Below are 14,250 nucleotides of genomic sequence, written 5' to 3'. Positions count from 1 at the left end.
TGTTATTTGTCATTATAGCGAAGGTCGGGACAGTCAGTCAAGCTCCATTCAGACGGCCTAATGAGCGGGCACATCGGGGTAGAGCTCGGCCCTGTCCCCGAATATGCCGATAATGGTGCGAATAACCTGCGAATCCGGCTCGGGCGTGTGGATAACCAATTGACGGGGGGCTACCGCCAGCAAGCGGCTGACGACCAGGCTCTCCTCCTCTTCCTGCTCCGCCCGCCACTGCGGCGGCTCGGCTTCCTCCTTCTCCAGCGGCCTCATCTCCTCATCCAGCAGCCTGAAGGCATCTCCCCCCGAATGCAGCACATGAACGGTCTGGGCGCGCGATTCCTGCCATTCCACCATCGATTTGAGAACGGACATGAACTCCTGATACTGCCGCTCCATTAATCGCTCTTCGATCGCGGCTTCAGCGGCCTCGCGAACTTCGGCGCGGTAGTCCCGCAGACGGAAGCGCAAAAAGCCGTCCAGATGTAGCCTTTCGTGATCTCCTAAGTAATGTGAAAATCGACCGGCCAGCTTCTGAAGCCTTCTTTCCCTGCCTCTTCCCGTCCAATTGTCCTCCATCTCGGGCTCTCCGTCCAATAAGGAAACGGCTTCCCCGATCAGCGCATCCAGCTCCACCTCATCTTTGGAATCAAGCCGCTTGCGAAACAGCCCGCGAAGCAATGAAGGCTCCTGCTCGGTTAACAAATATTCCGCAAGCACTCTGCCTACCCGATCGCAGTAGCCTTTCTTCGCCAGCGGCTCCGGCCCGAACGGAAATTGACAGCGGATCACGCCATCCTCCTGGCTGAGCTCCCATTGCACGCAGTCTACGGCATTCTCCGCGCCTTCGATCGCACGGGTCAGCATCCCCGCCAGCTTTTCCAACGAAGGAGGATCATTCGCATTCGCAACGACGAATTCCATTTTCTTCTTCATCTGCCTACCTCCATCCCTGCCGCTTGTTACTAACTATATGGTGGCCTAAAAAGGGATATACGATGGCAGATCGTTTGTGGTATATTTTATAAAGTTTGAACGAGAGAGGAAGTTCCTATGTCTTTTCCGTCGCTTGCAGTCAACCAGGAATGGTGGAACCGCTTACTGTTCAAGTCCTACTGGGCAGTTTTCTTGTTTTCCATCGCTTCCGAATGCCTTTATTTACTGGTTACGGATGTGCCCGCCGAGAAATTCATCGTTCTCTACATTATCCGGCCGACAGTCATCATGGGAGGCATTCTCCTATTGACCCACATCTGCATGAGATTCCTGCCTAAATGGCACGATTACATCCTCATTACCGCCGCCACGTTGCTCGCGCTAACGGCTTGTTTCATCCACTCTTCAATGGTTTATCTTCTGTTTTGTTTATTTTTCCCCGTTCTGGTCAGTATTTTTTATTTTCAATTGAAGAAGCTGCTGTATGCGATCGCCAACATTGGAATCGCCTATTCCTCCTTGCTCGTGTTTGACGCCGCATTCCGAGGAAAAGCTTCATTCGCCAGCATTCTCACGATGGGATTTATTTTAATAACTTATTGCATCGTCGGATTCGGAATTCTCGCGCGCGGCAAGGAAATTCTCACTCACCTTCGCAGCTCGTACGAATCTAATCAGGAGCTTCTCGTGCGTACGATTCTCATGGATAAGCTGGCTAAAACCGATGCCTTGACGGAAACCTATAATCATATGGCCTATCATGAATATAAGGACCATCTTGTCGAGCAAGCGGACAACGGGCGGCTTACGTTGCATTTGGCCATTCTGGATATCGACAACTTCAAGAAGGTGAACGACACCTACGGACATAAGGCCGGCGATACGGTGCTGCGGAAGGTCTCGGCGATTGCCCGCTCCAAAACGGGAAGCAACGACTTTATCGCCCGATACGGCGGAGAGGAGTTCGTCATTCTGTTTACGGAAAAAACCTTTCAGGAGGCATTCGATCTGACGGAGGATATCCGCAAGGAGATCGCTTCGACAACGCACGAAGCGTTAAGCGGACTTCGGGTGACGGTCAGCATCGGACTAAACGCCTATGTGCCGGGAATGGGGAAGGAAGCTCTGTTCCAGCTTGCGGATACGGCGCTCTATCGCGCGAAACATACAGGCAAAAATCGTACCGTCATCGCTGCAGCCGAAGAAGCGCTTGCCAGCGAATTCGCATAATAACAAATGCTGACTTGGCGAGTCCTTCGCCTAAGCCAGCATTTGTTTTATATCCATTTAATTTTGCATCACATAATCCCTGGATACCGTATCGTTCTCTTTGTAAACCTTCAAGATATCATATCTGGTGTTGCGCTGTGCGGGAATTTTGCCGCATTCGCGAATAAGCTTGAGAATAAGTTCTATGTTTACCTTGTGCGTTGTCCCCGCTGCGGACACGACGTTCTCCTCGATCATCGTGCTGCCGAAGTCGTTACAGCCATACTGCAGTGAAAGCTTGCCTACCTCAGGTCCCATCGTTACCCAGGACGACTGGAAATTATCGATGTTATCGAGAGCGATCCGGCTGATGGCCAGCGTCTTCAGATACTCCTCCGGCGTCGCTTTTTCACGCTTCATGTTCGTATTGTCCGGCTGGAATGTCCATGGAATAAAGGCTAGGAAGCCGGGGGAAGGATATTCGTTGTTTAAGCACTCATCCTGGGCATCCCGTACGCGCAGCAGGTGCAGCGCCCTTTCTTCCATCGATTCTCCGAAGCCGATGACCATCGTCGCTGTCGTATTCATTCCGACCTTGTGGGCCGTCGACATGACCTCTATCCAGTCTTTCCACGAGCCCTTCAGACGGCTGATTTTCTTGCGGGTACGATCGTCCAGAATTTCCGCTCCACCGCCGGGAAGGGAGTCCAGACCGGCCTCGTGCAGTTGCCGAACGACGTCCTCCAACGGAATGTTGCCAGCGACAACCTGCATCTTGCGAATCTCCGCCGGGGAGAAGGAATGCATCGTAATTTCCGGGAACCGCTGCTTAATGCCGCGAAGCAGATCCAGATAGTAGCTGAACGGCAGGTCCGGGTTAGTACCGCCTTGCATAAGAATTTCGGTTCCGCCTACGTCTATCGTTTCCTGAATCTTCTGGAAAATCGCTTCATCGGGCAGAACGTAGCCTTCCTTCGAGCCCGGAGCCCGGTAAAACGCACAAAACCGGCAATATACGTCGCATACGTTCGTATAGTTGACGTTGCGGCCGACGACAAAGGTTGTAATCGGCTCGGGATGCTTGGCTAGCATAATCCGGTTTGCTGCATGCCCCATCTTCTCTATTTCATCGCTCTCGAACAAGGCAACGATCTCTTCCAGCTGCAATCGTTTGCCCTGCAGAGCGCCTTCCAGTATGCGGTCCACTTGACTCATATTCGGACCCTCCTCCTTATTGGGCTGCTGTCCTAGCTTGCATGCTCCCATCGTAACATAAAAAGACCGCGGCAGTCACCTAAGAGGCGACAAGTCCGCGGCGATACTGGATGCGATCCTTCGTTTCCTGAAGCATCTCCCGTTCATTCTCATGAAGAAGCACGTTCGGCCGAGCAAAGTAGTAGCCTTGGCCCATATCTACTTCGAGCTTGAACAGAACGTCCGCTTCCTCTTCACGCTCCACGCCTTCCGCAACGATCTCGCACTTCATCTCTCTGGCCGCCATGACGATCGCCCTGAGCAACGACTCCTTGATCGCAACTCTGTCGACATGCCGAATGACCGAACGGTCCACCTTGATGAGCTCCGGAACAAGCTCGCCGATCCACTGCAGACTGGAGTACCCGGACCCGGCATCATCGACGGCAAACCGGAATCCATGCTTGCGGAACCTGCGCAATATCTCGATCATCTCATCAAAGTTCGTTATCTGATGGCGCTCCGTGATTTCGAAGTAAATCTGCTGGGCGCTCAGCCCCGGAAGCTTCTCCAGGCACTGAAGCACATGGGATAAAAACAAGGGATGCGATAGCGTCACCGCAGTCACGTTCAAAAAAATCGGCTCCCGGATTTCGCTTGCCGAAATTTCCTCCAGCGCTTTCTTTACGACCAGAAATTCCAACCGGCTAAGAAGCCGGCTTTGCTCCGCAAATTGGAACAGCTTCTCCGGAGAATGCAGCACAGTCCCTTCCGGACCGCGCGTCAGAATTTCCCAGCCGTAAATGTCGCCCGTATTCAAGTTCATGATCGGCTGTGCAAGCACTTGAATCGAGCCCTTCTCCAGCACGAGCTCCAGCTGCCCTCGCAATTGCTCCATCTGAGGCGTTACTGTGCCTGTCGCCAACGCCAGCGCGGCACTATAGCTATCCTGAAGCACCTGCCCCCCATCAACGTCATGCGTCCCCGCAGCTACGGGCACCGAAGCCGAAACGATCCGCAGCGCGCTGCGCCAATCCGGACGATTGCCCGCCAGGCCGATCTCCAGATCGGAGCGAACCCCGTTCATCTGCGCTTCCAGCTCCATCGGCGCCAGCATGCCTTGTTCCTTCTCGCCGCTGCTTTCGCACAGCAAAATGAATTCCGTACGAGAATGCTGGTCGATGGCGATCAACTGCTGCCCATTCAGTCGGCTAACAGCCGATAATCGCAGATGCCTTCGCCCCGATTCCAGAAAGCTGTCCCAGTCCTCGCGCGGTATGTCTTGCTGAATGTGGGGCATTTCCAGGCGGAACAACGTCAGATAGCAGACTTTTCCTGCTTTAAGCGACTTGTGCAATAAAGCGACTATGGGACGACGCAAGGTAAAATCCGGAGGGAAAAACTTTAAGGAACGATTCGGCAGCACGAGTCTGCAGATCAGCGATATGCGATCGAGCAACGTCTGGATCTTCATGCTCCACATCATCCTTGTCTAGGGTAGGTTGGCAATATTGTAGCATGAAACCCTTTTTCATAATAGATAATTTTACCACAATCGCCAATTGTCAGAGATTCTATTGCCGTTATTCCGAGGCCCGCGCAGGTTCGAAGGAACGCGCCGCTTCCGCGAATTTCTCCAGCGCTTCCAATAATAACGCGCGCGGACAAGCCAGGTTGACCCGCAAGTAGCCTGCTCCTTGCTCGCCAAACACGGAGCCTTCGCTGAAAGCCACGCCAGCCTCCTCGAACATGAGCTTCTTCAGTTGCTGCGGCTTGTCCGATATGGCCGTGCAGTCCATCCAGACAAGATAAGTTCCCTCCGGCTGCATGACCTTCACTCCGGGAAGATGCTTCTCCGCGAATTCCGTTAACGCCCGCAGATTCCCTTCCAGGTAAACAAGCAGTTGATCCAGCCATTCATCGCCGTGCGTATAGCTGGTTTCGGTTGCCGTAAGGCCGAAGTAGGCTTCCATATGGATCGACAACGTTTTAAGCAACGCGTTGTACTTGCTGCGTATATCCGCGTTCGGAACAACGACAATGGCGGATTGCAGACCCGCCAGGTTAAACGTCTTGCTCGGCGCAATGCAAGTAACCGAGTTTTGAGCGCTGGCTTCCGTAAGCGAAGCATAGGGCGTGTGCTTATGTCCCGAGAACACAAGATCCTGGTGAATTTCATCCGCGACGACAAGGACTCCATACTTGTTGCAGATTTCAGCCACCCGCTCCAGCTCTTCCCGGGTCCAGACACGCCCGCCCGGATTGTGGGGCGAACACAGCAGCAGCATTTTCGCGCCCTCGCGCGCCTGCTTCTCCAGCAGCTCGTAATCCATTTCGTAACGGCCTTCCTTGAGAAGCAGCGGATTATTGACAACGGTTCTTCCGTTCATCCGAATAACGTCATAGAAAGGATAGTAAACCGGCGACTGGAGGATAATGCCGTCCCCCGGCTCCGTAAAAGCCAGCACCATCAAGCTGAGGGCCGGGACGACGCCGGGGCTCGACGTGATCCACTCCTGCTTGATTTGCCAATGATGGCGGCGGGAAAGCCAGCCGGTAATCGCATCATAATAAGCTTGCGTACGAACCGTATATCCGTAAATCCCTTGCTCGGCTCTTCGCGTAACGGCTTCGACGACTTCCCTTGGCGCTTCGAAATCCATGTCCGCGACCCATAGCGGGACGATGTCCGGTCTGCCGAACAGCTTCTCCGACTGATCCCATTTATAGGAGGCCGTCCCTGTCCGATCGATGATTCTGTCGAAATCATACTTCATGAAGCTCTCGTCCTCCAATCGTTTTACCCGCGGATTTCGCGTTCCGCCGCTTCAATCGCTTGCTGAAGATCATTCTGGATGTCCTCTACATGTTCAAGACCTACGGAAAAACGCAGCAAACGATCATCGACCCCGACCGCGCGCCGAATATCCTCCGGGATGTCCGCATGGGTCTGAATAGCCGGATAGGTCATTAACGACTCCGCTCCGCCCAAGCTCTCCGCAAAAGCAATCAGGCGAATATGGCGCAAGATCGGTTCAATCGTGCGGGCATCCTTCATCCGGAAAGAAAAAATGCCGGTATTGCCGCTTGATTGCGCGTTCTGTATTTCATGGCCCGGATGGTGCGGAAGCGCAGGGTAGTAGACTTCTTCAACGGAAGGATGCCCTTTAAGCCATTGGGCCAATCGCGTTGCGTTGGATTGATGGCGCTCCATTCGCAGCGCCAGCGTTTTCATCCCTCTCATGAGCAGCCATGAATCTTGCGGGCCGAGCACGGCGCCGATCGAATTGTGCAGGAACGCGACATCAGCCGATAGCTGCTCTCCCTTCGTCACGATCAGACCGGCCAGCACATCGTTGTGGCCGCCTAAATACTTCGATGCGCTATGGACGACAATATCCGCTCCCAGCTCGATCGGACGCTGGAAGAAGGGTGTCAGCAGCGTATTGTCGACGATCGTCAGCATGCCCTTGCGCTTGGCCCAAGCCGCCACCTTGGCGATGTCCGTCACCATCATAAGCGGATTCGTAGGCGTCTCGATCAGAATGGCTTTCGTGTTCGGCGTCCAACTTGATTCCAATGCGTCCAGATCGTTCGTATCTAGGTAAGAAGCCGTGATACCGAAGCGGGTCATGACTTTCTCCAGCAAGCGATACGTTCCGCCGTACAGGTCCAGCGAGACGAGAAGATGGTCGCCCTTACTGAAGAGGGCAAAAACAATCTGAAGAGCGGCCATGCCCGAGCTCGTGGCAAAGCCCGCATCTCCGCTCTCCAAATCGGCGGCGGCGGCTTCCAGCACGGCACGCGTCGGACTTTTCGTACGGGCATAGTCGAAGCCCGTGCTTTGGCCTAGACGGGGGTGGCGAAAGGCGGTAGCTTGATAAACCGGAAAGCTTACCGCTCCGGTATGCGGATCGTTCAGCGACCCGATTTGGGCCAAGCGGCTTTCAATTTTCTTCATGAACAACGGCCTCCCTAACGCAACGTATAGTGGTTCGCTTTGCCAAGCTCGAAAGGCGTGGCCTGATAAACGTAATAATTCAACCAGTTGGAGTACAGCAGATTCGCGTGAGCGCGCCAGGTCGATACCGGAAACTGAGCGGCATCGTCGTTCGGGAAGTAGTTTTTCGGGACGTTGATGCGCAAGCCCTTCGCCTTGTCGCGATCATATTCCCATTTCAGCGACTGCGGATCGTATTCGGAATGTCCGGTTACGAAGATTTGCTTTCCGTCGGCCGTCGCCGCGATATAGACGCCCGCTTCTTCGGATTCGGACAAGATTTCCAATGTGGGAACCCGCTCGATATCGGAACGCAGCACTTCGGTGTGGCGGGATTGCGGCACATAGAACCGTTCGTCGAACCCGCGCAGCAGCGGCGTGTTATGCGTGGATATTCCGTGCGGGAAAACGCCGAACAGCTTCTCGGGCAACGGATATTTCGGAATGCCGTAGTGATGATACAGCCCTGCTTGCGCGCCCCAGCAAATGTGAAATGTCGAGGTCACGTTGCTTACGGTCCAGTCCATAATTTCTTTAAGCTCTTCCCAGTAGGTGACCTCTTCGAACGGGAGATGCTCGACAGGCGCCCCCGTAATAATGCAACCATCGTACTTCTCGTCTTTGATATCGTCGAAGGTTTTATAGAAGCTGGTCAAATGCTCGGCGGACGTGTTTTTCGATAAATGCGTCTTCGGGTGCAGCAGCACCGCTTCCAGCTGCAACGGGGTGTTTCCGATCAAGCGGAGCAACTGGGTCTCGGTCGTTTCCTTCGTCGGCATCAGATTGAGTATCGCAATCCGCAGCGGGCGAATATCCTGATGATAAGCTACGCTTTCGTCCATAACGAAAATATTTTCTCCCGCGAGCACTTCTTTAGCCGGCAAGTTGTCAGGCACTTTGATCGGCATGTTCCTTCCTCCCCTATCGCACGAATTGAGACGACGACTTGCAGCAAAATAAAAAACGACCCAAATGAGTTAGGGTCGTGTATCCGTTACGTACGCGCGCCCCTCTCATCTGTCAGAAACGTTCCGTTTCCGCAAGAATTAGCACCGTGCGTTAAAAATCACTCACGCCGGTTGCCGGGCTTCATAGGGCTAGTCCCTCCGCCTGCTCTTGATAAGATGGCCATCTTTATTCGATTGTCGTCGAAAATCTATTTTTAATTTACCTGAAAAAGCAGGGGCAGTCAAGGTACTCCCGCTTGGCCCTGCGATTGATTTTTCTCCTTGAAAGGTCCGGGGGGTGGAGATTATACTTAACACGTCAACCGCATCAAACGACAATGACGATTCGACATTATAAAGGGGGGAACCGGACATGGAAGGCGATAAACCGAAGCCCGACGATTATCGCATAGGCAGCGCAGGCTCGAATTCCGCAGAAGGGAAACTTTCTTTGTCCGGCTACCTCGGCTAGAGCAATTTTCCTCCGCAGAATCGCCCTGCATGAACCGATTTGGACATGCAAAGGAGCGAAATTCCATGAAAATCAGACTCGTTAATAACGGCGTATTTACGCCCATCGACAGCATAGAAGAAACCCTGTCCCCGCCAAAAAGCGGCTTTTACTGGATCGACGCGGATCTGGACGATCTCGTTGTGCTGCAGCCTCTGTTCGGTCTTCACGATCTCGCCGTGGAAGACTGCCTGGTGGAGGAAGAGCAGCGCCCCAAGCTGGAAATTTACGAAAATCAGTACTTTCTCGTCATCAACAGCATCCGCTTCGACGATGAAGAAATTTTTCTGCGCGCCCTGAACTTGTTTCTCGGACGTCACTATCTCATTACCGTCACGCGTCAGAAGATCAACGAGCTGCGCAGCGTCAAACCCCTGCTATGGGAGCAGGAGGTCGATACCGCCGACCGCTTCATGTATCATCTCGTCGATCTCGTCGTTGATAACTACATCACGGTCGGAGATCGGATCGAGGCCCGAATTGAAAGCCTCGAAGAGGATATTCTGATGCATACGAAGAAATCCCATCTGACGGAGATTATCGGACTGCGCAGCGAAATTCTGTGGCTGAAGAAAGCGCTAGGACCGCAGCGCGACCTCATCGCAACGCTGAACAAAAAGGATTTGCGGCTCATCGACAACGATTTGCAAAAATATTTCGGAGACATTCACGAGAACGCGGTCAAAATTTATGAGACATTCGAGACCTACCGCGACCTGATGGGCAACTTGAGGGAGGCTTACCAATCCAGCCTTGCGAATCGAGCGAACGAAATCATGCGCGTGTTCACGGCGCTGACGACGATTTTCATGCCTCTTACGTTCATAACCGGCATCTACGGGATGAATTTCGATTACATTCCGGGCATGCATTTCAATTACGGCTCCGTCATTCTGATCGTGTGTATGACCGTCCTCGGATTCGGGATGTTCTACCTGTTCCGCAAGAAGGACTGGCTATAATGCGTCCGTCTCCTTAATGCCGGCCTCAGCGCTCCGCTGAGGCCGGCATTTGATTTCATGGCGCCCCGATCAGTTCGCTTTGCGCGCTTCTCTCCGGTGGCGAATACGCATCATTCTAAGCCTCTCGTACTTTCTCTCGGCCTCCTCGCCGGATTTAATCTCCCCGTAAACCTTGCGAAGCAACGGCTTTAAATACTGATCGCCAAGCTCTCCGATGGCTGACTCGATTAGAAGCGATTCCTCTGGCGAGAGTCCGCTTAGTTCCAGCTCCACGATCGGAAGCACATCATAGCCTTCCTCATCCAGACGCTCTATTTTCTCCAGCAGCTTTCGTCTGGGAGCATTCAAATCGCCTTCCAGCTGCACCAGCGACCTGCCGCTGCGTATCCCTTCCAATAACGCCCGCTTCTCCTTCACAAGCGCTAACGTTCGGCCGTATTTGTCCTCCTTGACCCGAATAATCCAATCGGCAAGCATGCCGTCGGTAACCGCGTCCGGCACCCATTCCTGAAGCGGATAGGAATGCATCCGTTCGACCTCCTTAAACAAAGCGACGATGTCTTGCCCGTAACGCTCCGTCTTGATTTTACCGAACCCCGGGATTTGCTCCAGCTCGGCAATCGTCTGCGGCAGAAAAACGGCAAGCATTTGCAGCTCCCTGTTCGATGCAATCAGATAGGCCGACTTCTTCTCCTCGACGGATTTGGCCCGCCGCCATGCCCGCAGCTTCTCAGCGGTCGTTTCGGCTTCCTGCGAGTCGGCATAGCATTGCAGCAATTGCGGCAGCCCCGGCCTGCGCTCCCAGAACGGATGATCCTCCAGCATTCCGTCCAGAAGCGGCCTGTAGCCTTCTCTCAGCTTCGCAGCTACCCCATGCCGGAATGCCGCCAGCAGCTCCTCCCAGCTCATCCCCTCGTACCATACGTCCTCGACCTCCGAGGTCTCAGCCTGAAGCATGCGCCAGCCCGCGCTCCAGGTGCCTTGAAGCTCGCCAATAAAAACCTGTGCTCTCTCGTCCGCATGACCGACGATACGTTCGAATTGATTCAGAAATACGACCTGCATTCCGAATTCCTCCTTGCCCGCTTCTCAGGGCGCTCGTATTGGCGTTCAAGCAGCAGGGCCGGCCGGGAGCAACGCCAAAAAGCACCCCACGCCGGTTGGCGATGAGGTGCTTCCTCGATCGTGCTTACATGAACAGCTTTAGAATATCAAAATTATCCAGGTTAGGCAAGACCCTTCCGATCCTCTATAATATAAAGCAGCAGCAAGCCAAGGAGGAATGATCCGGATGACGCTTAAAGATTACGATTTCCTGTCCGATTCAACCGAGCAGACGACGACCCGTTTTGTGACCTTCATTACCCCGGGGCTTAAGCGCTTTGATCTGGCGATCATGTCGACAAACCGCTTTTACGGAAAAAAGCTGGTGACCGATATGATGTTCGGCCGGAGCGCCGTGCTTGGACCCGATGATTTGGAAGAGGAGGGTGTGCTTGAATCGGTATTCCGCATTAACGAGGAAGAAGCGGCCGAGCTGGCACAGTTTCTGACATTGGTGCTCGGAGCGGTGCATTTCACCGACTAAACATGAGCTGCGTCGGACATTCTAGAGGAATCGCCAATGAAGAGGAGGTTCCCCATGTCCGAATATCTCCCAGAGCATAAACAGCCGATTACCGACTTGGCGACAGTAGAATCGCAGCGCAACGATCTGGCCGCTGAGGAGTTCCCCGAAGGGCCATACGGCTCCGCGATTGTCGCGCCAAGTCTTGGTAAAAGCACCCCCTGGCGGGACGATCAGCGCCCTCCTAGCCGCTTCACCTTTGAGAATCGCCAGTTCCACGCCGGACTCGACCGGGGCTATCCGGGAGATCATGACGTTCACAGCGAGATCGGAGAGGACGAACGAAGCTGATCCCAGGCATCCAGCCATATACACGGGGAGAGCAACGCTCAGAGAGCCGTTGCCTTCCTCAATGTCCGGCCAACAGCTTGATCTCCTCCAGGGAAAGCTCCAGCATTTCGGAGATTTGCTCTACCCTAAAGCCTTTATCCAGCATCATGCGAACAATCTTGGCTCTCTCTTCCGCTTTCCCTTCGGCCTTTCCTTCTAGCTTTCCTTCTGCCTTGCCTTCCGCTTTCCCGACCTCTTTGCCTTTTTGAAGCCCTTCCTCAATCCCTTCCTCGTACCCCCAGCGCTTCCAGGCGGGCATCAGTTCCATAATCGCTTCTCCCTCCTCAGGATACTGATCCAGCAGCTCTCGCAGCACCGCTTCGTCCTGCCGGGGATCAGGCTCGAAATACAAATCCGCCACCGACATCAGCAGCGCCAAGCGAGCATCGTCCAGCCGCTTCCTAAGTCGTAAAATCATTCGTAAATACGCCGAACGCATCTCTCTCTTATCCTTCTCATTGTATCCCATTTTCGCCAATAGCGCAGCAGCTACAGGATTGTCCGACTCCACGAACTGTCTCCAATTGACCTTCGCTAACTCGACCTTCAAATAATGAAACCGTACGATTTCATGTTGCGGAATCGCCATCGTAAAGACGTCCGGCTCGTCTCTTCCGCTCTCCGTCGTAAAAATCGCGATGGGGATAATGAGTTTATGCACTTTGCGATGACGTTCGAACAAACGCCCGAAGTAAATAAACATCCTTTCGTGAAAATCATCCTGGCGATAGGATTGGGGCTCCAGGTGCACAAGAATGAAGGCATCTAGCGCTCTGTAGCGGGTTTCCAGAAGCAGATCCAAATGCCTTGCCTCTTCCCCGACGATGTCTACGAGAAGCTCTTGCATAAGCAGTCTCGTTTGGGAATAATCCAGCAGCTTGTCTAAATCGGGTAAAAACAAGGCAATGAATTCCGCAAAAAAAGTTTGCAGCAGCTTCTTAAATGCTTCATCGTGCGGCGTTCCCTTCTTCTTGCCTCTCTCTGCTCCGGGCTTACCCTTGTATCGCATCATCTTGCCTCCAGAGGCCGTGAAATAAAAAACGCCGCCTGCCCCCTTAAGGGAGCAAGCGGCGTGTGCTTCACGGCCGAAGTAGATTTGCTTACAGCGTATCAAACTTTTTGGAAATGCGCTACCGACAATCGTCTTCCTAACGTAAATTCGCTCCGAACATTAAGGTATGACTCAGCTCCCGGCCGGGCGTGAAATGCATGACTCCCTGCGAATAAATGCCCGCGGACGCGCCGCCATCCAGGCTCATCGCCTGTACCGCGCCTTTGGCCCTCAGTACTTGCGCGATCTCGCCGAAGGTCGCCCGCCCGACGGTCGCAAGCACGACGCCGCCATCCTTCGTTATGCCGATTCCGCTCCGGGCCGCGCGCTCCGCATTCTTCTCGTCTTTAACCGCCAGCTTGCCGTCCTGGGTCAATCTCGGCCACGCGTGCACTCCGGTCACCACCCCGTTCCAGTCGGCCACGCGGCCCTTCCCGTTGGCATACAAGACCCGATAATGAACTTTTCTGCCTATCGGGAATCGCTCCTGCTCCGCCTTTAGATTAGTCCGCAGCTTCACGATGACAAAGCCGTCCTGTGGAATTTTGACGTTTTCCTTCTCCGTCACCTTCGCTACCTTCCCCCCGCTTACAACGATCATCACACCTTCGCTCGTCCCGATTCGAGCGCCCCGATGCGGCGTGTAGATCGTCGTCGCTCCGCCCGTTCGATTCACCCACGACGCTTTCCAGCGATGCTTCGAATCGTACAGCCCGTCGGTTCCGCCTTCGATCGTCGCCCTAATCTCCTCCATTCTCGCCCGGCCGTCCGTCCCAAACCCGATCAGGGTTCCGCCCGTGCCGCCATACACCAGCTCGCCGTCCTTGATCAGCGTTCCGTAAGGAACCGGTTCGCCGCCGTAAGCGCTGAAGTACGTGCCGTTAATCGCATAGCTTGCGCCATGTCGTTCCACGATCGCCTTCATCGGCTCTGTAAAGCCGATCTTGTCTTTTCCGAAGCCGATATCCGTCGGCAGACCCGGAGGCAAGACAACCGTATTCACATATACGTTTTTTCCGTTGAGCTTCTGATTGCGAGATTCCGCCTTCGGAGATTTGCCGATCGCACGGGCCGTAGGATCGACAACAGTCAAGCGGAATATACAGCTTGCGGGCTCGCGATTGTCGCCTGAGACGGTCGTCTCCACGCTGGTCGTCCCTTTGGCAAGGGGAACGGCAATTCCTTGCGAGGTGACGCGTACAACGCTGCGATCCCCCACCTCATAGTACAAATAAGGCTCATACTGAAACAGAGCATCCAGGCTGATCCTGGCATTCAGCGGAATTTTTACGGTCTGCTGCGGACAGGCCAACAACGCATCGGTGACGTTCTCAGGAATCTCCCCTGCCGCACCGGAAACTCCATCGCTTTCCGCAGCCGTACCCGCGCCCATCAAGCTTAAGCTCAGCAGACAGATTCCCGCAGCTTTCCCCCACGAATTCCTTTTTCTATACATAACAAAAACCCCTCCAATCCGAATACTATTGTT

At 54.0% G+C, this 14,250-nt stretch carries 13 protein-coding genes and 1 riboswitch; of the genes, 4 read left to right on the top strand and 9 right to left on the bottom strand.

From position 1 onward, the window contains the following. Window positions 1-57: 57 nt before the first annotated feature. Window positions 58-930: a putative sporulation protein YtxC gene (gene ytxC / locus ACFO1S_RS16315; RefSeq protein WP_204603536.1), complete on the bottom strand. Its 873-nt coding sequence runs from the start codon at window positions 928-930 to the stop codon at window positions 58-60. Between the two features lie 117 nt (window positions 931-1,047). Between ytxC and ACFO1S_RS16310 the strand changes: the two genes are divergently transcribed. Continuing rightward, window positions 1,048-2,160, top strand: coding sequence for a GGDEF domain-containing protein (locus tag ACFO1S_RS16310; protein WP_204603537.1), 1,113 nt, complete (start codon window positions 1,048-1,050; stop codon window positions 2,158-2,160). 57 nt (window positions 2,161-2,217) lie between these two features. Here ACFO1S_RS16310 and mqnC read toward each other — a convergent pair whose 3' ends face one another. The 5 genes from mqnC to metA all read right to left on the bottom strand — a co-directional run bounded on the left by mqnC (window position 2,218) and on the right by metA (window position 8,241). Next, on the bottom strand, window positions 2,218-3,354 hold the full coding sequence (mqnC, locus tag ACFO1S_RS16305) for a cyclic dehypoxanthinyl futalosine synthase (RefSeq protein ID WP_204603538.1): 1,137 nt from the start codon (window positions 3,352-3,354) through the stop codon (window positions 2,218-2,220). Between the two features lie 79 nt (window positions 3,355-3,433). Continuing rightward, window positions 3,434-4,807, bottom strand: a complete 1,374-nt coding sequence (locus ACFO1S_RS16300) for an EAL domain-containing protein (protein WP_204603539.1) — start codon at window positions 4,805-4,807, stop codon at window positions 3,434-3,436. A gap of 109 nt (window positions 4,808-4,916) precedes the next feature. After that, window positions 4,917-6,110, bottom strand: coding sequence for a MalY/PatB family protein (locus ACFO1S_RS16295; RefSeq protein WP_204603540.1), 1,194 nt, complete (start codon window positions 6,108-6,110; stop codon window positions 4,917-4,919). A 23-nt stretch (window positions 6,111-6,133) separates the two neighbouring features. Next, a complete protein-coding gene (locus tag ACFO1S_RS16290) occupies window positions 6,134-7,294 on the bottom strand; it encodes a PLP-dependent transferase (protein WP_204603541.1) in 1,161 nt (386 codons plus the stop codon). A 14-nt stretch (window positions 7,295-7,308) separates the two neighbouring features. Further along, window positions 7,309-8,241, bottom strand: a complete 933-nt coding sequence (metA, locus tag ACFO1S_RS16285; protein ID WP_204603542.1) for a homoserine O-acetyltransferase MetA — start codon at window positions 8,239-8,241, stop codon at window positions 7,309-7,311. Window positions 8,242-8,343: 102 nt separating this feature from the next. After that, window positions 8,344-8,459: riboswitch (SAM riboswitch) on the bottom strand. 358 nt (window positions 8,460-8,817) lie between these two features. Here metA and corA point away from each other — a divergent pair. Then, window positions 8,818-9,753 carry a magnesium/cobalt transporter CorA gene (gene corA, locus ACFO1S_RS16280; protein ID WP_204603543.1) on the top strand — a complete coding sequence of 312 codons (936 nt, stop codon included), beginning with the start codon at window positions 8,818-8,820 and terminating at the stop codon, window positions 9,751-9,753. A 69-nt stretch (window positions 9,754-9,822) separates the two neighbouring features. Here the strand turns inward: corA and ACFO1S_RS16275 are convergent, their stop codons facing one another. Then, the gene (locus ACFO1S_RS16275; protein WP_204603544.1) at window positions 9,823-10,818 is read right to left on the bottom strand and encodes an HRDC domain-containing protein; all 996 of its coding nucleotides are present in this window, start codon (window positions 10,816-10,818) and stop codon (window positions 9,823-9,825) included. Between the two features lie 226 nt (window positions 10,819-11,044). Here ACFO1S_RS16275 and ACFO1S_RS16270 point away from each other — a divergent pair, with 226 nt between their 5' ends. Both ACFO1S_RS16270 and ACFO1S_RS16265 read left to right on the top strand, forming a co-directional pair. Next, complete coding sequence (locus ACFO1S_RS16270; RefSeq protein WP_204603545.1) at window positions 11,045-11,341, top strand: DUF3055 domain-containing protein; 297 nt, start codon at window positions 11,045-11,047, stop codon at window positions 11,339-11,341. 54 nt (window positions 11,342-11,395) lie between these two features. Further along, a complete protein-coding gene (locus ACFO1S_RS16265) occupies window positions 11,396-11,671 on the top strand; it encodes a hypothetical protein (RefSeq protein WP_204603546.1) in 276 nt (91 codons plus the stop codon). A gap of 58 nt (window positions 11,672-11,729) precedes the next feature. Here the strand turns inward: ACFO1S_RS16265 and ACFO1S_RS16260 are convergent, their stop codons facing one another. Both ACFO1S_RS16260 and ACFO1S_RS16255 read right to left on the bottom strand, forming a co-directional pair. Next, on the bottom strand, window positions 11,730-12,722 hold the full coding sequence (locus ACFO1S_RS16260) for an Rpn family recombination-promoting nuclease/putative transposase (protein WP_204603547.1): 993 nt from the start codon (window positions 12,720-12,722) through the stop codon (window positions 11,730-11,732). Window positions 12,723-12,858: 136 nt separating this feature from the next. Continuing rightward, window positions 12,859-14,217 (bottom strand): phosphodiester glycosidase family protein, encoded by a 1,359-nt coding sequence (locus ACFO1S_RS16255; protein ID WP_204603548.1) that lies wholly within the window; start codon window positions 14,215-14,217, stop codon window positions 12,859-12,861. Between the last annotated feature and the right edge of the window lie 33 nt (window positions 14,218-14,250).

It is taken from the genome of Cohnella boryungensis, assembly GCF_042651945.1.
In the GTDB taxonomy this organism is placed as follows: Bacteria; Bacillota; Bacilli; order Paenibacillales; family Paenibacillaceae; genus Cohnella; species Cohnella boryungensis.
The sequence above is the reverse complement of the archived record's forward strand: the minus strand, read 5'-3'. Positions and strand labels throughout refer to the sequence as shown.